Origin of the sequence: Nitrosopumilus sp. Nsub (genome assembly GCF_001541925.1) — an archaeon.
Lineage (GTDB): Archaea > Thermoproteota > Nitrososphaeria > Nitrososphaerales > Nitrosopumilaceae > Nitrosopumilus.
Genome location: NZ_LQMW01000019.1, coordinates 38,742 through 58,158, shown reverse-complemented (window position 1 = coordinate 58,158; position 19,417 = coordinate 38,742). Strand labels below are relative to the sequence as shown.

Genomic DNA, 19,417 nt, shown 5'->3' with positions numbered 1-19,417 from the left:
TTATTTTCTAATCAATAATCCTATAATTCCAACAATAACAATAATTGAAATAATTAACATGATTTGTTTTTCTGGTATGTTTCTTAATTTTAGTACTTCTGTTTTTTCTGAAACTGAATTGATTTTAATTACATCAAATGCATCTGTTGTATTTCCATTTGACATAATTTTTGCTTCTATCCAATATTCTCCATTTTCATAGACTTTCATTGATGGTTTTTTTTCTGGTGTTGCAGTAAGTGTTTCAGTATTTCCATTCTTACTATTTGTAATTGTTATTTTTGTAAAACTCCATTTATCTGGATGATTTATTTCAAAAAATAATTTTTCGTCATCTTGATGTGTGGAAATTGAGCCTTCTGTATAATGAATGATTATTGGAATTGTATATTTTATTTCTTCATGATTGATGAAAATTTTTCCTTCATACTCTCCAAATTCTTTTCCAGATATTGTAAACTCTGTTTGTAAATTATTGTCTTTGATTTTATACTCAAATTTGATTGATTCTGGTCCTTCAAATTTTACCTCAATTTCCCTCATTTCTTTTTCCAATGATTTTATTTGCAATTCTTTTAGAATTGATTTTTCATCTGATGAAAAGTTAATTACAAAATTTGTTGGGTTAATAATCAATTTTGCATTATGTGCACTTTCTATGTCTAATCTTCCTGAACCTGATTCATGAATTGAAAATTCTTTTCCATAAACATTAGACACAGGCTTAACTGTAGTTACCAATAATGATTTTAATTCATGATTTTCTAATTCTGGGTTATTTTGTAGTAATAATGCAGCTGCACCACTTACGTGAGGTGCTGCAAAACTAGTTCCACTGGTAAAGTTGTAACTAGCACCAATCTGCGTTGTATTGATATATGCTCCTGGTGCAACCATATCTGGTTTCATGTAAAATGGCGAAACTGGTCCTCTTGAACTAAAATGTGCAATAAAATCTGGATTGTAAAATAAATGTATTATTCCATTACTTTCATTTTCTAATTTTTCAATAATTTCTAATCCTTCTTCTCTGTCCACTGAAACTACTGGAATTTGTGGACTGTATTCTGGACCTGAAAACTCATGAATTAATTCTCCCAAAAAAATTCCTGGTTCGCTATTGTATACAATTAGTGCTTTTGCTCCTGCATCTGCAGCATTCTTTTCTTTAATTGAAAAAAATAATAATTCTCCTTCAACATCACTTCCTCTTTCTACAATTAAAATTGAATCCTTGACATCCAAATTTTCTAAATTACTAATTTTTCCAAAACCTCCAAAAATCACTTTTCCTGTAATTGGTTGATCTGTTTTTGGAGCACCTACCATTGGAATTGCAGTATATTGGTTTTCATCTATTTCTAATGTGGCAATTAAACTAGAAGTCATGTTGTTGTATGTTGCACCAACTGTTAATGATTCAAAATTCCTTCCTGGACTTCCAATTGTTTTCAATTCTGGACCATCATTTCCAGCAGCAGTAACAACAAAAACTCCTTTTTCTAATGCATAATTTACAGCACTATCAATTTTTGAATTTGTTCTATTTACTCCTAAACTAATGTTGATGATATCTGCATCATCTTCAATTGCTCTTTCAATTGCACCTGAGATTAATTCTGATGATACTCCTTCCCCATCTTCTGATACTTTGTAAGCTAAGATTTTTGCTTTTGGTGCAACACCTAAGGTGTTTCCATCTGCTGCAATTATTCCTGCAACTTTTGTCCCATGTCCATTTTTATCCATAGGTAACTGATTTGTTTGAATGAAATTATGTCCTCCAATTACCTTGCCATCAGGACCCCAGCCCAACAAATCTGGATGATTGAAATCTACTCCAGTATCAATAACTGCAACTTTAATTCCATACCCATCTAGTCCTTCAGTTCTTAGAATTTCTGTTCCCACATATGGAACACTGTTTTCTATGTATGTTCTAATGTCATTTTCAGATTGGAAAACATGTGATATGAAAATACTTGATATAATTACAAAAGTAATGGAAAAAATTATTGATAATTTCATGATTTTTTTAGTTTTTTAACAAGTAAAAATGAATTGTTTACTAAACCAATAAATGGAATAAAAATTTAATTTAATTCATGGGAAAATATATCCTTCCTGAAATGCCATATGCTTATGATGCATTAGAACCTCACATTGATGCAAAAACAATGGAGATTCATCACACAAAACATCATCAAACATACACTGACAAATTAAATGCAGCACTTGAAACATGTCCAACTGAAATTCAAGAAAAAGATATTCTAGATATCTTATCTGATATTAATTCAGTTCCTGAAGACAAACGAGGTGCAATTAATTTCAATGGTGGTGGTTATGACAATCACAGGTTATTTTGGAATAGCATGAAACAAAATGGAGGCGGTGAACCTGGAGGGGCAATTGCAGATGCAATTAATGATTCCTTTGGAAGTTTTGCTGACTTTAAAGAGAAATTCTCATCTACTACTGCAGTAATTCAAGGCAGTGGTTGGGGATGGTTAGTATACAATCCTTCAACATCCAAAGTTGAATACAAATCAATGCCAAATCAAACTAGTCCAAGAACAGAAGGATTAGTTCCATTATTGGGATGTGATGTTTGGGAACATGCATACTATCTAAACTATCAAAACAAAAGACCAGTATACATCGAAGCATGGTGGAATGTAGTAAACTGGGATGAAGTAGAAGATAGATTCTCTAAAGCAATACAATAAAGCTAGTTCTTTATTTTTTATTTATTTTTTAATTTCTTAACTTCATGAATGAATTTATAACCATCTGAGCATGATTTGTTGTACATGAGTGAACAACAGGCTGAACAATTGATGCAACAGATGCAAATGCTTGAAACATATTTCTCTGATCTATCTCAAAGGGAAGGAACTTTTGTTAGCATTTTAAGAGAAGCAACTGCTGCAATTGAATCCATCAAATCTCTTGGCACTCAACCTGATTCTGATACTTTGGTTCCACTTGGAATGGGAGCATATGTTCCAACAAAAATTTCATCAAACAACAAACTTGTTGTCAATATAGGTGCAGGTATTGCAGTCGAAAAAGATTTTCCTGCTGCAATAAATTATTTTGAAGCTAGAATAAAAGAAATTGAAATTGCTTTACAAGACACTGCAACTAAAAAACAAGATGCTGCAAATCGATTAGAACAAGGTAAAGCACAAATTAATCAATTAATGCAATCTCAAACGCCACCAAAAATGGGATAGAATATGTTTGATAGTCTTCGTAAGGCGTTTTCCAATGCTGCTAAAAGTCTTGGAGAAAAAGAACTTAATGAAAAGGATATTGAAGATATACTTTTTGAACTTGAAATTTCTCTTTTAGAATCTGATGTAGCTGGTGAAGTGATTGATTCCATTAAATCTGATTTAAAAGAAAAATTAATTGGTTCTAAAGTTGATAAAAATGAAATTGAAAAATTTGTTAAAGATAATTTAATTTCTATAATTTCCAGTTTATTTGACAGTGTCGGTGATGTAGATATCTTTGAAAAAATTGATGAGAAAAAGAAAAAGGAACAACCTTTTTTGATTGTGTTTGTAGGAATTAATGGAACTGGAAAAACTACTTCTTTAGCAAAACTTGCAGCGTTACTACAAGAAAAAAAGTATTCTGTTGTAATTGCAGCTGCTGATACTTTTAGAGCTGGTGCAATAGAACAATTACGAGAACATACAAATCGTCTAAATCTAAAACTAGTTGCACAAAATTATGAATCTGATCCTGCAGCAGTAGCTCGAGATGCTGTTTTATACGCTAAATCTCATAAAACTGATTGTGTTTTGATTGATACTGCAGGTAGAATGCAAACTAGTAAAAATTTGATGGAACAGATTGCAAAAATTACTAAAGTTGTAAATCCTGATATGACTATTTTTGTTGGTGATTCTTTAGCTGGAAATGATACTGTCAATCAAGCCCGTGAATTTCATGAACATGTAAAATTTGATGGGTCTATTTTGACAAAGAGTGATGCTGATGCAAAAGGTGGTGCTGCATTATCCATTGCAAAAGTTACTTCTACGCCTGTACTTTATCTTGGAACTGGACAAGAATATTCTGATTTGAAATCCTTTGATAAAAACATCTTTTTGGAAACTGTATTTGGTTCACTAACTGATGTAAAAATTGAACAAACAGATGTATCTAAATTAAAAGAATCACCAGAACCTGAACCAACACCAGAACCTGAACCAACACCAGAACCTGAACCAACACCAGAACCTGAACCAACACCAGAACCTGAACCAACACCAGAACCTGAACCAACACCAGAACCTGAACCGATTTCTGATGATCCATTCTATGGAGTCAAAGACGATGAGATTACAAAATATTCTGACTTATTTGATATTCCTCCACCTGAATCTGATGCTGAAGCTATCAAATTAGGTAACACAATCCGAAAATGGATTAAAGATGGTAAACCTAAACCTGGAGAGTCTAAAGTAGTTTCATCTGATAACGAAGATGTCCACAAACAAGATAAAGAAGAAGAACCTAAAAAGAAACGAGGATTATTTGGAAGGTTTAAACGATGAAAATTAAAACAAAAAATTTACTTACTTTAGCTGAACTGACTCAAAAAGAATTTTTAGGATTAATTGATGATTCCATTAAATTAAAAAAAGAATTGAAAAAAGGTGGAAACAAACCTGTTTTAAAAAATAAAACACTAACTATGATTTTTCAAAAACCTTCAACTCGAACACGTGTAAGTTTTGAAACTGGAATGTATCAATTGGGAGGTCATACAATTAATTTATCATCAAATGACACACAGTTATCTCGCGGTGAATCTGTTGAAGATACTGCAAAAACTCTTTCACGTTATACTGATTGTATAATGGCACGTGTTTATGATCATTCTTTACTTGACAAATTATCTGAATATGCAAGTGTTCCTGTAATTAATGGATTGTCTGATTCATTTCATCCTTGTCAAATTTTGGCAGATTTTATGACAATTAAAGAAAAGAAAAAATCTTTCAAAGGATTAAAAATTGCTTGGATTGGAGATGGAAATAATGTTTGTAATTCTATGATTTATGGCGCTGCTTTATCTGGAGTCAAAATGTCTATTGCAACACCTAAAGGATTCCAACCAAACAAATCCACTGTTCAAGTTTCTCAAAATTTGACTGATATTGAATTAACAACTGATCCAAAAAAGGCTGCTGAAAATGCCGATGTTGTAGTTACTGATACATACTCTTCAATTCATAATGATGATCCAAAAAGAATCAAGAAATTCCTTCCAAAATATCAAATCAATGACAAAATCATGGATCTAACCAAGAAAAATGCGATCTTTTTACATTGTTTACCTGCAAAACGTGAACAAGAAGTCACTACATCTGTAATTGATGGACCTCAATCAGTCGTCTGGGATGAGGCAGAAAATCGACTTCATTCTCAAAAAGCACTGCTTTCAGCACTACTTCACGCTTAACGTATATAATAGCAGTTTCAAAGTCAGATCCTGTAGATGGCATATTCAAAAATATTGAGAAGACTTAGAGAGGAAAAGACCAATTATCGTAAACGTGGTACCATGTTAATGGGTAAACGTGATTTCATTACTGTAAATATTTCAAATGAGAATACACAAGTTCAAGTTCTTAAACCTGGAATGACTGGAGATACAGTCGTTGCATCAGCACATTCTAGATACTTACTTGAAAAAGGATGGAAGGGCTCTAGAAAAAGTATCTCTGCAGCATATCTTACTGGCTATTTGGCAGGTAAGAAAGCATTAGGTAAAGGAGCAAAAGATGCAATTTTGTATACTGGTACTAAACGATACACACAAAGAATGGCAGCAGCTTTGAAAGGAGTTATTGATGCTGGCCTTGAAGTTCCGGCAAATTCAGAAACTTTTCCTGCAGATGAAAGAATCAACGGTGAACACTTAACAGTTAAAAATGAAATTTCTAAAATTAAATCTACTATAGATAGTGAGGTCAAGTAGATATGAGTCAAGCAACACAATCAAAACCAGGACAAGGCGGAAGAGGAAAAGGTGCGCCAGTATATGGAAGAGGTCCACCTGGAACGGAATCATCACGTCCTAGAAGACCTAGAAGAGAACCAGAAGAAGAAGTTTGGATACCGAAAACTATTTTGGGACAAAAAGTTGCGGCTGGAGAAATTACTTCTGTTGAAGAAATTTTAGAAGCTGGATTAAGAATTCAAGAATTTGGAATTATTAAAAAATTATTACCTGATTTGAAAAGTGAAGTCGTTGATGTTGGAATTATTCAAAAAATGACATCTAATGGTCAATCAACAAGATTCAAAGCAATTGTCGCAGCAGGTAATGAAAATGGATACTTGGGAATTGGTCAAGGTAAATCAAAACAAATGAGAATTGCAATTGAAAAAGCAACTAGTCAAGCTTTCTTAAACATTAACCCAATCAAAATGGGATGTGGAAGTTGGGAATGTAAATGTGATCAAAAACATTCTGTTCCATTCAAAGTAAAAGGAAAAGGTGGAAGTGTAACTATTGAAATCATTCCTGCACCTCGTGGATTAGGTTTGGTTGCAGGCGGAAAAATTAAGAGATTATTAGAATTAGCAGGATTAAAGGATGCTTGGACTACTGCAAAAGGTTCAACTCCTACAATGAATTCAACATCAAAAGCAGTACTGGATTGTCTTAGACAGACATTCAGTCAAGGATGATAAAATGGCAAATGCATATCTTGTTGTAAGAATTAAGGGTCAAGCAGATTGTCCCTATTGGGCTACTCATACCATGAATCTGTTAAAATTAGATAAAAAATATCGTGCTACAATTTTACCTGCAAAAGACAATACATTGGGAATGTTAAGAAAAGTACAACATTACGTATCATGGATTGAACTTGATTCAACTTTGGCACAAGAACTAGTAGAAAAGAAAGCACGAAAAAGCGGTTATCAAAAAATTACTGATGAAGATCTTAAAGAATTAGGATTTGCAAATGCTGCAGAACTTGGAACTGCATTAGCTGAGGGAAAAACATCACTATCAAAATTAAAACCATTAAAACCTTGGTTTGCTTTAGCACCTCCAGTTCACGGATTCAAAAGAAGTACAAAGAAACTTTATGGTCAAAAAGGTATTCTTGGTTCTAACAAAGAACTTGATACTATAGTTAGGAGAATGATTTAACATGGCAACTAGATTACGAAAAACTCGAAGACTAAGAGGTGGCAGACACATGGGATGGGGACAAGTAGGTCAACACCGTGCAAGTGGTCATAAAGGTGGTCTTGGAGTTACAGGTTTCCAAAAACATCATTACAGTAGTTTACTAAAAGATGAGCCGGATCATTATGGACATGAATCAACAAGTCCTCCTCATCCAAACATCACAAAAAAATGGGCTAGTGTTAGAGATTTAGATGATTTATTCACTAAATTTGGTAAAGAAGAAGGTGGAAAGAAAATTGTAGACCTCGAAAGTGCAGGATATGATAAACTTCTTGGCGGTGGAAATATTTCCAACGCATACTCTGTAAAAGTAGAAAATTTTACTGCATCAGCTGAAGAAAAGCTAAAAGCCGTTGGCGGAGAAATTGCTCAATCTTCAACAGATGAAAAACCTGAAGAGGATTAGGTGTTAACTGAGAATGGCTGAGGGTACTATTACTTCAATCATTAGAAAAGTAGTATTCAAAGCAGAACCATATTTACCACAAGTTCCAAAACCAAAAAAGAAAATTCCATTACCAACTAGATTGCTCTGGTGTGGTGTTGCATTACTAATTTACATGGTAATGGGACAAACTCCCTTATTTGGAGCAACAGCTCCTGAATTTGATTTCCTAGCTTTTGCTAGAGTAATTTTTGCATCCCAACAAGGTACTTTAGTTGAATTAGGAATTGGACCCATTGTTACAGCTGGACTCTTGATGCAATTGTTGAGAGGTTCTGATATTCTCAAATTTGATTTCAAAAAACCAGAGGAAAGAGGAATTTTCCAAACTGCAACAAAAATTGTAACTTACATTGTAATTGTAGCTGAATCTATTGTTTATGCTGCAGCAGTATATGGTGGTGCAGCAACTGAACCGTATGTCCTGTATGTGATTATAGGGCAGCTGATGGCAGCGTCTATCATAATTATGTTCTTAGACGAATTAATCCAAAAAGGTTGGGGACTTGGTAGTGGAATTAGTTTATTCATTATGGCAGGTGTAGCTCAACAAATTCTTTGGAGTATGTTTAGTCCATTACCTGCTGGTGATGGTGGAATGATAGGTATTATTCCATATCTTGTAGAATCATTAACTGGAAATGGTGATCTTGGAAATGTATTATTCCGTTCAAATCAACTGCCTAGTATTTTTGGCCTATTCCTGACAGCAGGAATTTTGCTGATACTTGTGTTTACACAAGGTATGAAAATTGAAATCCCAATTGTTTCTACAAAATACCGAGGATTTCAGGCTGTTTATCCTATCAAATTGATGTATGTTTCTAACATCCCTGTAATTTTGGCATCTGCTTTAACTGCAAATGCTGTATTTGTCTTCCAAATGATTTGGTCTCAATTCAATCCTCGTAACAATAATTTCTTTGTAAACTTTATAGCTCAATTTGATCCTACAAGTCCTTCTACTCCCGTTGGAGGAATTATTTACTACATCACACCACCTCGTGGTTTAGATGTTGCAGCCCTTGATCCTATGAGAGCTGTGGGATATGTTTTGTTTATGATTGGAATTGTAATTGTATTTGGTAGATTGTGGGTTGAACTTGGTGGTTTATCTCCAAAGAGTGCAGCTCAAAACTTACTTGATGCAGATGTACAAATTCCTGGATTTAGAAGATCTAACAAACCTGTTGAGGCACTATTGAACAAATACATTCCATCTGTCACAATTATTGGTTCAATGATTTTGGGTCTTTTAGCAGGAGTATCTGATGTCCTTGGTGTATTTGGATCTGGAATTGGGATCTTACTTATGGTAGATATTCTCATTAATTATTACACACAATTAGTTAGAGAACAAGTAGAAGTTGTTATGCCACGGTTGGGTGCCTTGCTTGGTAGAAAATAAAAAAATTATTCTTGTCGGAATCCCTGGAGTCGGGAAAACTACCTTGTTAACAAAAATGGTTGATATCTTAAAGGATCACCACAAAAATGTAATTGTGATAAATTACGGAAGTTTGATGTTTGATGTTGCAAAAGAAAATGGTTTAGAGGATAGAGATTTACTAAGAAAATTATCTGTTACTGAACAACAACGTCTTCAGAAAATAGCTGCAGAAACAATTGCTACACATGAAGAAGAAGTTGTAATTATCGATACTCACGCATTTATCAGCTCTCCTGAGGGATATTATCCTGGATTACCAGAACATGTTTTGAAAATCATTAAACCTAGCAATTTCGTTTCAGTTGCAGCAAAACCTGAAGAAATCTACAATAGACGAATGAAAGACGATTCCAGAAATAGGGATAAAATTACTCTAGCTAACATTAAGAAGGAGCTAGACTATCAATCAGGTATGATTTCGGCATGTGCTGTAATTACAGGCTCACCAGTAAGACATGTTCTTAATGGTGAGGGAAAGGTTGAAGAAGCAGCTGATAAAATAATTAAGGCAATAGGACTGTAAAAAATGGATTTTAACTTTATTCTACTCTTTATTGATTCAGCATTTTTACAATTACCTGACTTTTTGGGTGGTGATAGAATGGCTCTTGGCAGTGATGATCCTATAATCAAAGGTTTGATTTTATCCATGTTTGCTGTATCTGGATTTGGAATATTGCTAAATATTTTCAATTCTGCAGTTAGGAGAAAAATGGTTGATCAAACCAAATTAAAAAGAATCATGAAAGAAACGAAAGCTTGGCAAAAAGAAAGAATGGCTGCCATGAGATCTAAAGATACTGCTAAATCCGCTGAACTAAATAAAAAATCTTCGTACATGAACAAAATGTCCATGGAGATGATGCAAATGAATATGCGACCTATGATGATTACTTTTGTTCCATTAATTTTGATTTTCTATCTTGTATTGCCACAACTGTTCACATATACTGTAGCAATTTCTCCTATTCCCCTAAATGTGATTCCTGGAGACATGTTCCAACTAACTTGTACAGCACAACAAGCTTTAGATTCTACACACATTTGTTTTGGTAAAGAAAACCATCTAATGCTATGGGCTTGGTATTTCCTTTCTTCTATTGCATTTAGTGGAATCATTATGAGACTCACTAAAACATCAATGGATCTAGGTTGACCAAATCTATCGTAATATCTGGCCCTCCTGCAGTCGGAAAAACAACTGTTGCTAAAGGATTATCTAAAGAATTCAATTTACAATATCTTAGTGGGGGAGATGTTTTAAAAGAAATGGCAAAAGAACAAGGATTCAATTCAGATGGCGATGATTGGTGGGATACTAAAGAAGGACTCAAATTTCTAAATCAACGTGAGGAAAATTCTGAATTTGATAAAAATTTAGATAAAAAATTAACTGATTTGTTTAATCAAGGTGGAATGGTAATTACAAGTTACACGTTACCTTGGCTAATTGAAGATGGAATTAAAATTTGGTTAGAGGGTTCTCATGCTAGTAGTACTAAAAGAATGCAAACAAGAGATAACATGAGTTCAGAAAATGCCTATGAAATTACAAAATCTCGTTTTGATAAAAACAAAGCACTTTACAAAAAACTTTATGGATTCAGCTTCGGTGATGATAAATCTGTATTTGATGTAATCATAAATACTGATAATCTAACTGCAAATCAAGTTATTGATGTAACTACTGAAACTGTGAGAAAATTACTATGACTTTAAAACAACTTGAAAATTTAATTGAAATTGATCAAGATATAACTGATGAAGCCCATGGAACTTACTATGATAAACGAACTATAGAACAATTATTAGATAATGGAATTATTTTGTTAGACAAACCCCCAGGACCTACTAGTCACGAAACAGTTGCATGGACAAAACGAATTTTAAAAATTGATAAAATAGGACATAGTGGAACATTGGATCCACAAGTTTCTGGAGTTTTACCTCTTGGATTAGGTGAGGCAACAAAAGCTTTGGGAGTTTTACTTTATGGTCCTAAAGAATACCATGCATTAGGTAGAGTTCATTCATTGCCTTCTAAAGAAAAATTATCTGAAATTATTGAAATGTTTACAGGTGAAATTTTTCAAAAACCTCCTCAACGTTCTGCTGTAGTAAGACAAACAAGAACTAGAACAATCTATGAATTAGAATTAATTGAACAAAAGGAAAGATTACTTTTAACTAGAATTTTATGCGAAGCTGGAACCTATATTCGAAAATTATACTATGATATTGGTGAAGTTTTGGGTCCTGGAGCAACTATGATTGAGCTTAGACGTAGTCGTGTTGACCAATTTCATGAAAAAGATGGATTAGTTACATTGCATGAACTTGCTGATGCATTTGCTATTTGGGAAGAAAAAAAAGATGATTCTAAATTAATGGAAATCATTAAACCTGTTGAACTTGCATTAAGTGAATTAAAATCTATAGTAATTCGTGATTCTGCAGTTGATGCAATGTGCCATGGTGCTCAACTTGCAATTCCTGGAATTTTAAAAATTTCCCCACATTTGAAAGAAGGTGACATTGTTGGAATTTATACACAAAAAGGGGAGGCAGTCGCATTGGCTGAATCTACAATGGATGAAGAACAAATTCGTGATGCAACAAAAGGATATGCATTTGTTACAAAAAGAATCATTATGGCTCCTAACACTTATCCAAAAAAATGGAGAACAAAACCTACTGCTCCAAAAGATTAAAAAATACTGAATTTATTTTCAAAGAATTGCTAGCTAAAAGTCTTGTTGTTTTTATTGCTGTTGGGGTTGCATCTGGATTTGCATTCGGAACTTATCTAATTGATTTTAAAAATACATCTCAATTGGAATTTGTTGAAGGATCTTCACTCTCAATTGTAACTGAAAAGTTTGATTTTAAACAAGATGAATTAATTCAAATCCGAATTGTAAATTCAGGTACTAATGAATTAACTTTTTCAGATTCATCATATGGGTTGAAGATTACTGGTTTGGCTGGAATCTTGATGTATTCTCCAACATCTGCACAAGTAATTTCAACTCTTGAACCTATGGATGAAGTAACTTTATCATGGGATCAAATTAAAAATGATGGTGATACTGCCTTGGAAGGTGTTTACAAAATTTCTGCAAAGGGATTAGATCTGGATGGACATATTGTAGAAAAATCGACTACCATAACAATTTGGAAATAACTTTTCTTATCGCTAATAACATAATTTATAATCACATTTTATGAAATAGAATTGTCGCAAGACTTCTGCAGAGGTCGCCTAGCCTGGTAGGGCGCGCGCCTGGAAATTGTTTAACCATAAAGCGCGTTCTCGCAAGGGAACGGGAGTTCAAATCTCCCTCTCTGCGCCATTTTATTTTTCTAATTTTTCAACAATTTCATTAAATTTCCAAGGTCCACACTGTGAGTGAATGTCTTCGCTCTCAAATAATCCTCTTTTATGTAACTGATATATGACATGTGCTGAAAATGGTAATGCTCCTGTTGCACCCGGTGAATTATAATTCAAAATATGGAATGATGAATCTTCTTCTAGTAAAATTACATCTGGAACAAATTTGCCCTTATCATCAATCACAGATGATCTAATTCCTGCTGTACCTTTGTTTGTAATTTCTTTTGGATCAATTTTTGGAAGAAATTTTCTTACTCTTTCAATCATTGAAGATTTTGACATTGATGATTGTATTTCACTAAAAGCTAATTCCTGAAAATCTTTATCAAATATTATTTTTCTTGCACCCGAATTAATCATTTCCAATATTTTTGGAATGAATTCCTTGATGTTTTCTGCAGTATCGTATCCATAAGGACTAAAAACAGGAACTGCATTTGGTCCAATTTCACAACTTCCATCAACTCTAACTATCCAATGAGGATCTAAAAATGGATAATCTGGGAATTCTGGAACTGAATATACACTAGTTTTTGTTAGATTGTGATATTTTTTTGGTGTTTTCCAATATTCTCCTCTAAAATGTACATCTGTAAGGTTTTTTGCAATTCCGATATTGTGTGCAATATCAATTGCCTGACCTCCTGCTGCATTAATCAAAAAATCAGAGTAGATTTTTTCATTGCCCTTAATTGTTATTTCCCACTTGTCATTGATTTTTTTAATTTGATTTATTTTATTATTAAAAAGAAAATTAATTCCATTTTTTTTACTGTCTTCCATTACTGCATTTGTTAATGTAAAATAATCTGTTGAACCATCTCGATATGCGTAAAGAGCAGATTCACATTTTATTTCAGGTTCAATTTTTTTTAATTCTGTTTTATCTATTAATTCGATATCTTTTTCTTCTAATCCATTTTGTTTTCCCCATTTGAGATATTTTTCAAGAACTTTGATTCCTTTTTCATCTAATGCAACTTCAATTACTCCATCTTCCTTAAATGGTAAATTTTGTAGTTTTGAATATTCTTTCCACATTTCATATCCGTGAAATGCTGCATTAGCAAATAGTTTCTTTTTTTCTGGGTTGTATAGATACGGTGCATGAACCTTTCCAGTATTTCTGCCACTAGTATGGTGTGCAACATTCTTTTCTTGTTCTATCACTGCAATTTTTTTTGATTTGTTTAGAAATGATAAGAAATATGAAATTGAAGTTCCTAAAATTCCGCCGCCAATAATTACTAAATCAAAATTTTCTTTCAACTTGCTTTATCTAATTATGATTAATATTAAATCACATCTATGAAGATTAATATCTGATATTTTTTTTAATTTAATTATGATGCCTGATAAGTGTTCAGTTTCAGAAGAAGGAAAACAGTGTGTTAATCCCCCTGAATTTATTGTATCCATTGTTGATGGAAAAGATGAATACATGTTTGGTTTAACTTGTAAAAAACATCAACACATTGTTACCGGTAAACTCACAATTTTACAAAATGAGGGAAAAATGCACAGCGGAAAAATTAGTTTCACTCCTGTAAAATCAATTGGAACTGATTGTATTCATGGTGATACTGATGATCTTGTTCAAATTGATTTGAAAAAATCTAATTGATATGAAAATATTATAATAATTTACTTGAGGTGATTGGTTATTGCTTTTTGAACTCTTGTCTGATATTGTTAAAATTGATGATGTTTTATTGATTACAAAAAATATTGGTGCTACGTGCGAAATTCGTAGTAATTCTTTAACGATTAAACAAAAAGAAAAATGGATTACAATTGGAGATAATGATGGCCCTGCTCATATGCACATTAATTCTGAAATGATAAAATCTGCTGAATTTGTTAAAGAGCAAAAACCTGATAGAATCAGTTTTAGTGTAAGATTTTTTGATATTGATAATCATCGTATTGTAGCTGCATTTTTTACAAAAATGTATGATGAATCAAAAAATTTGATTTCTGAAAGAGAATCTCTGTATAATTCATTAAATGAAAAGTATTTTTCAAAAATTAAATTTTAAAAAAAAACTTGTCTGAAAAAGACAAGCAAAAAAGTATCAATCTTGTGATTCTTTTTTCTTTTTTTCTTTTTCAGTTTGTATTTTAGCTAATTCTAATTCTTCGTTAGTGTGTTTGAATTTTTTCAACTTAACTCTATTTCACAATTTCAATATAAAAACTCAACATATTATTTGATGTGAACTTACGCGTAATTTTCAATATCCTACTGAATAAATTGGTTTTTTTCCATTAATTCCATTAATTATGTTTTTTACAGTTAATTCTGCCATTTTGCTTCTAGTTTCTTTTGTTGAACTTCCAATATGTGGTACTAAAACTATGTTTTCTAATTTTGTAAATGGATGATTTTTGTTAATTGGTTCAATTTCAAACACATCTAATCCTGCACCTGCTATCATTTTTTGTTTTAATGCTGTAACAAGATCTTTTTCATTAACTACTTTTCCTCTGGACGTATTGATTAGAAATGCAGTCTTTTTCATTTTTTTTAAAATTTTGATGTCAATAATTTGATTTGTCTCAGTTGTGTGTGGAACATGAATTGAAATTATGTCACTTTGAGTAATTAATTTATCAAACGTTGTGTATTTTACCCCTAATTTTTCTTCTTCTTCTTTTGAAATTTTTTTCCTATTATGATAAACTATTTTCATATCAAAGGCTTTAGCTCTTTTTGCAAGAGTTTTGCCTATTCTACCTAATCCCATTATGCCTAAAGTTTTTCCCTGTAAATCAAATCCTGCATAATCATACGCTCCGTAGATCTGTTTCCATTTTCCTTTTCTGATTATTCTATCTCCTTCTGAAATTCTTCTTAAAGAATCAAGCAATAATCCAAATGCCATATCTGCTGTTGCATCTGTTAAAATTTCTGGAGTAAATCCAACCCTGATTTTCTTTTTTTTTGCAAAATCTAAATCAATATGATCATATCCGACGCTATACGTGCTAATTACTTTGAGTTTTTCTGCACTTTGTAGAATTTCTTTATTGATTTTGTCGTACGGAAAACAGATTAAACCATCTGAATTTTTAATTTTAGATTTTAATATGTTTTGAGGAATTGGAATTTTTCCTTTATGTATTTCCACTTGAAATTTCTTTTTTAATTCTTTTAATGCAAAATCATGTAATGTTCTTGTGAGAAATATTTTTTGTTTCATTCATCTTTAGGTTTATCTTAAACCATTTATACGATTTCCTTGTATCTACATCATGTCTTCTAAAATTGAAGAAGAATTTGCTATTTGTGTGGATTGTGGTAATTTTATTGAAAAATGTATGTGTGTTTGTCCTTACTGCGGCGAACGTGATAAATGTGAATGTGCACTATTTGATGCAGCAACAGGTGGATAATTGATTTTTTATATCTTTTCTAATTATTATTTGAAAAAGGACTGTAATTGACTATGAATGTTGATTTTACTTGGTTAATTGGTGGTCCTCAAGGGAGTGGAGTTGAAACAGGCGCTAATATTTTTTCTAAAGTTTGTGCTCAAATGGGATATCAAATATTTGGTAAAAGAGAATTTTATTCAAATATCAAAGGTGAACATAGTTACTTTGCAGTTAGAGTCTCTGATCAAAAAATTCATTCTAATGTTAATGATGTAAATTTAATGGTTTCATTTGATGCTGAAACAATTTTTCGTCATTTTGATGAAATCTCTTCTGGTGGTGGAATTATTTATGATTCTGAATTAACAAATACGGATACTGATAGAGTTAGAACTTTAGATGATCCTTTCAAAGAAAGATTGCATAAATTACTTGAATCAAAAAATAAGCCGTTTACAATTGCTGGAGTATTAGAAATAGCAAAAGAAAAAGGAGTAAAACTATACCCTGTTTCTTTCAAAAGTTTACTTGAAACTTTATCTGAAAATATTGATAATCCTAGATTACGTGGTTTAGTTAGATTGTATAATGTGATTGGTGTTTCATTATCTCTGGGATTGATAAAAATGCCATCTACTTCTTTAGTTAATTCTATAAATGAAATCTTCTCTAAAAAACCTCAGATTGCAGAAATAAATCAACAAACTGCAAATTTTTCTTATGATTATGCATCCAAAAACTTTGAAAACTTTAATCATGTATTAACTGGAACAAAAAAACAATTTGATACAATTTTAGTTCAAGGTCATTATGGAACTTCACTTGGTAAAATGGTTTCTGGGTGTAGATTTCAACCCTATTACCCAATTACCCCTGCATCTGATGAAAGTGTTTTTTTGGAATCTAATGAAATTCTAGAAATTGAAAATGATGTGCCTGGTTCTACTATGGTAGTGCAAACTGAAGATGAGATATCTGCAATAGGGATGATGATTGGTTCTGCACTTACTGGAACTCGTTCATCTACATCTACTTCTGGTCCAGGATTTGCGCTAATGACTGAAGCATTAGGTTGGGCTGGAATTAATGAAGTTGCAGTTGTAATTACACTATATCAAAGAAGTGGGCCTTCTACTGGTCTTCCTACTCGTCATGGTCAGGATGATTTACTTTTTACAGTATTTGCAGGATGTGGTGATTTTCCAAAAATTGTTTATGCTTCTGGTGATATTGAAGAGAGTTTCTATGATACTGGTAATTGTTTTAATTATGCAGATAAATATCAAATTCCTGTTATTCATATGATGGACAAATTTTTGTCTAGTTCTGTTGTTACTTGTAAAAAATTTAACCCTAAGAAAATTTCAATTGATCGTGGAAAATTACTCAATAAAGTAGAAGGAGAATACAAACGATTTGCATTAACTGATGATGGGATTTCTCCACGTGCAAAATTAGGAATGGATAATGGTGTATTTTGGAATACTGGTGATGAATCTGACGAGATGGGGCATATTTCTGAAGATCCCCAAATTCGAATAAAGATGATGGATAAGAGGATGTCTAGATTGGATTTGGCATTACAAACTATCCCTGAAAATGAACAAGCTATTCCCTTTGAGATTCATGATTATACAATAATTTCTTGGGGCTCTACAAAGGGTCCTATTCTTGATGCACAAACAATGTTAAAAAAAGAAGGTATAGACATTGGATTTGTTCAAATCAAATTATTACATCCTTTCCCTGCCGAATATGTTAAATCTTTACTCAAGGATGCTAAAGTGTTGATTGACATCGAAGCAAATCATTCTGGACAGCTGGGAAAGATTTTCAAACAAAATATTACTAGAGAGATTGATTATCATATTTTGAAATACACTGGAAGAGGAATGACAAGTACTGAACTTTATGAGTCATTAAAGAAAATTGTAGAAAATAAAGCTTCAAAAAGGGAGGTTCTTAGTCATGGCGCTTAAACTAGCTGATTTCAAGACTGATGTACACAATGATTGGTGCCCAGGATGTGGTGATTTTGGAATTGTGAATGCATTACAAATGGCATTAGCAGAAATGGGAATCGAACGTGATAAAGCAACAATTTTCTCAGGAATTGGATGTTCTGGAAAAACATCTCATTTTATCAACACATATGGTGTTCATACATTACATGGTCGAGTACTTACATTTGCTCAAGGTGGCAAATTAGCAAATCCTGACATGACTGTTGTTGCTGTTGGTGGTGACGGTGATGGTTTGGGAATTGGTGCAGGTCACTTTGTTGCAGCTGGTAGGCGTAATATCGATATGACTTACATTATTTTTGATAATGGCGTTTATGGACTGACAAAAGGACAAGCTTCTCCAACACTCAAACTTGGTGAACAAACAAAATCTCTTCCTACTCCAAATTCTAATTCTAATGTTAACCCCATTGGTTTAGCAGTAGCTAGTGGATTTACATTTGTTGCACGTGGATATTCTTATGATGTCCGACATCTCAAAGATTTAATCATTAAAGCAGTTAAACACAAAGGTCTTTCATTTCTTGATGTACTACAACCATGTCCGACTTACAATGATGTCAATACAAGAGATTGGTATGCAGGAGTTGATTTAGCAAAAGAATCCATGGAGCGACATTCTAGGATCTATAAACTTGAAGATACTCAATTTGATCCAACTGTAAATTATGCTGGTGAAGTTGAGGTAAATGAGAAACTATCTCAAGCTTTAGTAAAATCACTTGAATGGGGAGATAAAATTCCGACAGGTGTCTTCTATCAAAATGAATTGGTTTCACCATTTAGTACTAGGCTTACTGATAAAATTCCCAATTATCTGGAAAATCCCCCTGCAAAGCAGATTATATCTGATGCAGGATTGCCTAATACTGATATTTCAAAAATCCTTGATTCTTTGAATGTGTAGAGTATTTACTGTTTATCTTCTTTTTTAATTTCTTTCCAAACATCACCTCTAAAAGAAAATTCTTTTTCTTTTGATTTTGATTTATCTAATCTCCATCTAATTGACTCTGCATCAAATTTGTAATTCACCTCAACAATGTCTTTTGGAATTTTTTGAGGATCTAAGTGATGTGGAAGTAATTCTACCACAAAATCTATTTTTTCTACTGCATTGTTGAACCATTCTCGTTCTATTACATCAATAATGAATACAATCTTTGGATTTCCTGTAAAATTAATTTTAATTTTTAATGGATTGCGACTTCCCCTTCGACGTTTGTATTCTTTTAAAGCATCTTTTACTTTTTCCCATCGTTTAAAATCAAACCATTTGAAAAATGCTTCATTAAATTCTAAAGGAATATCGATATTTAGAAAACTGACAAAATTCTCGTCATTTGATTCAATCATTTCCTCTAATACTGTAAATCTAGAATTTAGAAATCCGTACAATACTTCTATTTCCCAAGGTGAAATTCCATAGTACGTTAATTTTGTTTTTAATGGTTCAGACAATAATTCATTTTATTCAAATTTGTAATTA

23 protein-coding genes and 1 tRNA gene are annotated in these 19,417 nt (G+C 32.4%); 20 read left to right on the top strand and 4 right to left on the bottom strand.

What is annotated here, in order from left to right:
* On the bottom strand, nucleotides 1–2,028 hold the full coding sequence (locus AW732_RS05030; protein WP_067959434.1) for a S8 family serine peptidase: 2,028 nt from the start codon (nucleotides 2,026–2,028) through the stop codon (nucleotides 1–3).
* Between the two features lie 77 nt (nucleotides 2,029–2,105).
* On the opposite strand from AW732_RS05030, the gene AW732_RS05025 reads away from it, so the two are divergent.
* From AW732_RS05025 to AW732_RS04955, 15 genes are all read left to right on the top strand, one after another.
* Complete coding sequence (locus AW732_RS05025) at nucleotides 2,106–2,729, top strand: superoxide dismutase (protein ID WP_067959432.1); 624 nt, start codon at nucleotides 2,106–2,108, stop codon at nucleotides 2,727–2,729.
* A gap of 84 nt (nucleotides 2,730–2,813) precedes the next feature.
* On the top strand, nucleotides 2,814–3,239 hold the full coding sequence (gene pfdA, locus AW732_RS05020; protein WP_067959428.1) for a prefoldin subunit alpha: 426 nt from the start codon (nucleotides 2,814–2,816) through the stop codon (nucleotides 3,237–3,239).
* Nucleotides 3,240–3,242: 3 nt separating this feature from the next.
* Nucleotides 3,243–4,574: a signal recognition particle-docking protein FtsY gene (gene ftsY, locus AW732_RS05015; RefSeq protein WP_067959424.1), complete on the top strand. Its 1,332-nt coding sequence runs from the start codon at nucleotides 3,243–3,245 to the stop codon at nucleotides 4,572–4,574.
* Entirely contained in the window at nucleotides 4,571–5,485 is a 915-nt protein-coding gene (gene argF, locus AW732_RS05010; RefSeq protein ID WP_067959421.1) for an ornithine carbamoyltransferase, read from the top strand. The genes ftsY and argF overlap by 4 nt, the downstream gene beginning before the upstream one ends.
* Before the next feature lie 36 nt (nucleotides 5,486–5,521).
* Nucleotides 5,522–6,004, top strand: coding sequence for a 50S ribosomal protein L18 (locus AW732_RS05005; protein ID WP_067959418.1), 483 nt, complete (start codon nucleotides 5,522–5,524; stop codon nucleotides 6,002–6,004).
* Nucleotides 6,005–6,006: 2 nt separating this feature from the next.
* The gene (locus AW732_RS05000; protein WP_067959416.1) at nucleotides 6,007–6,720 is read left to right on the top strand and encodes a 30S ribosomal protein S5; all 714 of its coding nucleotides are present in this window, start codon (nucleotides 6,007–6,009) and stop codon (nucleotides 6,718–6,720) included.
* 4 nt (nucleotides 6,721–6,724) lie between these two features.
* Nucleotides 6,725–7,192 carry a 50S ribosomal protein L30 gene (locus tag AW732_RS04995; RefSeq protein WP_067959414.1) on the top strand — a complete coding sequence of 156 codons (468 nt, stop codon included), beginning with the start codon at nucleotides 6,725–6,727 and terminating at the stop codon, nucleotides 7,190–7,192.
* A 1-nt stretch (nucleotide 7,193) separates the two neighbouring features.
* Complete coding sequence (locus AW732_RS04990) at nucleotides 7,194–7,640, top strand: uL15 family ribosomal protein (RefSeq protein ID WP_067959411.1); 447 nt, start codon at nucleotides 7,194–7,196, stop codon at nucleotides 7,638–7,640.
* Nucleotides 7,641–7,653: 13 nt separating this feature from the next.
* On the top strand, nucleotides 7,654–9,087 hold the full coding sequence (secY, locus tag AW732_RS04985) for a preprotein translocase subunit SecY (RefSeq protein WP_067959408.1): 1,434 nt from the start codon (nucleotides 7,654–7,656) through the stop codon (nucleotides 9,085–9,087).
* Complete coding sequence (locus AW732_RS04980) at nucleotides 9,065–9,652, top strand: adenylate kinase (protein ID WP_253805571.1); 588 nt, start codon at nucleotides 9,065–9,067, stop codon at nucleotides 9,650–9,652. The genes secY and AW732_RS04980 overlap by 23 nt, the downstream gene beginning before the upstream one ends.
* A gap of 3 nt (nucleotides 9,653–9,655) precedes the next feature.
* Nucleotides 9,656–10,285: an EMC3/TMCO1 family protein gene (locus AW732_RS04975; RefSeq protein ID WP_067959401.1), complete on the top strand. Its 630-nt coding sequence runs from the start codon at nucleotides 9,656–9,658 to the stop codon at nucleotides 10,283–10,285.
* Entirely contained in the window at nucleotides 10,282–10,842 is a 561-nt protein-coding gene (locus AW732_RS04970) for a cytidylate kinase family protein (protein ID WP_067959397.1), read from the top strand. Before AW732_RS04975 ends, AW732_RS04970 begins: the two co-directional genes overlap by 4 nt.
* The gene (locus tag AW732_RS04965) at nucleotides 10,839–11,840 is read left to right on the top strand and encodes an RNA-guided pseudouridylation complex pseudouridine synthase subunit Cbf5 (RefSeq protein ID WP_067959394.1); all 1,002 of its coding nucleotides are present in this window, start codon (nucleotides 10,839–10,841) and stop codon (nucleotides 11,838–11,840) included. The genes AW732_RS04970 and AW732_RS04965 overlap by 4 nt, the downstream gene beginning before the upstream one ends.
* Nucleotides 11,807–12,313, top strand: a complete 507-nt coding sequence (locus tag AW732_RS04960; protein ID WP_253805570.1) for a hypothetical protein — start codon at nucleotides 11,807–11,809, stop codon at nucleotides 12,311–12,313. Before AW732_RS04965 ends, AW732_RS04960 begins: the two co-directional genes overlap by 34 nt.
* A gap of 67 nt (nucleotides 12,314–12,380) precedes the next feature.
* A tRNA-Ser gene (locus AW732_RS04955) sits at nucleotides 12,381–12,482 on the top strand.
* 2 nt (nucleotides 12,483–12,484) lie between these two features.
* On the opposite strand, the gene AW732_RS04950 is transcribed toward AW732_RS04955, so the two are convergent.
* Nucleotides 12,485–13,795 carry an FAD-dependent oxidoreductase gene (locus AW732_RS04950; RefSeq protein ID WP_067959391.1) on the bottom strand — a complete coding sequence of 437 codons (1,311 nt, stop codon included), beginning with the start codon at nucleotides 13,793–13,795 and terminating at the stop codon, nucleotides 12,485–12,487.
* A gap of 76 nt (nucleotides 13,796–13,871) precedes the next feature.
* On the opposite strand from AW732_RS04950, the gene AW732_RS04945 reads away from it, so the two are divergent.
* Nucleotides 13,872–14,150, top strand: a complete 279-nt coding sequence (locus AW732_RS04945; protein ID WP_067959388.1) for a hypothetical protein — start codon at nucleotides 13,872–13,874, stop codon at nucleotides 14,148–14,150.
* A gap of 40 nt (nucleotides 14,151–14,190) precedes the next feature.
* Entirely contained in the window at nucleotides 14,191–14,565 is a 375-nt protein-coding gene (locus AW732_RS04940) for a ChuX/HutX family heme-like substrate-binding protein (protein WP_067959385.1), read from the top strand.
* 195 nt (nucleotides 14,566–14,760) lie between these two features.
* On the opposite strand, the gene AW732_RS04935 is transcribed toward AW732_RS04940, so the two are convergent.
* Nucleotides 14,761–15,729 carry a D-glycerate dehydrogenase gene (locus AW732_RS04935; RefSeq protein WP_067959381.1) on the bottom strand — a complete coding sequence of 323 codons (969 nt, stop codon included), beginning with the start codon at nucleotides 15,727–15,729 and terminating at the stop codon, nucleotides 14,761–14,763.
* Between the two features lie 52 nt (nucleotides 15,730–15,781).
* Between AW732_RS04935 and AW732_RS08755 the strand changes: the two genes are divergently transcribed.
* From AW732_RS08755 to AW732_RS04925, 3 genes are read left to right on the top strand one after another with little or no spacing between them, the layout of a single operon-like run.
* Nucleotides 15,782–15,922 (top strand): hypothetical protein, encoded by a 141-nt coding sequence (locus AW732_RS08755; protein ID WP_172790400.1) that lies wholly within the window; start codon nucleotides 15,782–15,784, stop codon nucleotides 15,920–15,922.
* Between the two features lie 53 nt (nucleotides 15,923–15,975).
* Nucleotides 15,976–17,883, top strand: coding sequence for a 2-oxoacid:ferredoxin oxidoreductase subunit alpha (locus AW732_RS04930; protein WP_067959378.1), 1,908 nt, complete (start codon nucleotides 15,976–15,978; stop codon nucleotides 17,881–17,883).
* Nucleotides 17,873–18,835: a 2-oxoacid:ferredoxin oxidoreductase subunit beta gene (locus AW732_RS04925; protein ID WP_067959374.1), complete on the top strand. Its 963-nt coding sequence runs from the start codon at nucleotides 17,873–17,875 to the stop codon at nucleotides 18,833–18,835. The genes AW732_RS04930 and AW732_RS04925 overlap by 11 nt, the downstream gene beginning before the upstream one ends.
* A gap of 5 nt (nucleotides 18,836–18,840) precedes the next feature.
* Here AW732_RS04925 and AW732_RS04920 read toward each other — a convergent pair whose 3' ends face one another.
* The gene (locus AW732_RS04920; protein ID WP_067959372.1) at nucleotides 18,841–19,389 is read right to left on the bottom strand and encodes a hypothetical protein; all 549 of its coding nucleotides are present in this window, start codon (nucleotides 19,387–19,389) and stop codon (nucleotides 18,841–18,843) included.
* Nucleotides 19,390–19,417 lie beyond the last annotated feature (28 nt).